This window comes from Burkholderia sp. Bp8998, from assembly GCF_003854235.1.
In the GTDB taxonomy this organism is placed as follows: Bacteria; Pseudomonadota; Gammaproteobacteria; order Burkholderiales; family Burkholderiaceae; genus Burkholderia.
In genome coordinates this window covers 1-251 of the sequence record NZ_QTQF01000184.1, presented here as the reverse complement: position 1 = coordinate 251, position 251 = coordinate 1, and the positions used below count along the sequence as shown (strand labels likewise).

Annotated in this window: 1 pseudogene; it reads right to left on the bottom strand. The window is 65.7% G+C overall.

Annotated elements, in window-relative coordinates:
- Window positions 1–251, bottom strand: a pseudogene (locus DIE06_RS38080) (electron transfer flavoprotein-ubiquinone oxidoreductase); the annotation flags it as partial.

The following is a 251-nucleotide window of genomic DNA, read 5'->3' as shown; positions in this document are numbered from 1 at the left end:
GGGAACACCGTCTTCGGCAGCGACAGCAGCCCGCCCGCGGTGATCGCCCGCGCGCCGTACGACACGCGCTTGCCGCCTTCGAGGAACGCGCGGATCGACGGGTGTATCTTGTAGCGCTGGAATTCCTCGAACGGCGACAGGTACGGGTTCGTGTAGCCGAGGCCGACCACGAAGCCGACCACGACCTGGTTGTTGTCCATGTGATACAGGAACGAGCCGCCGTACGTATCGGACTTCAGCGGCCAGCCGGC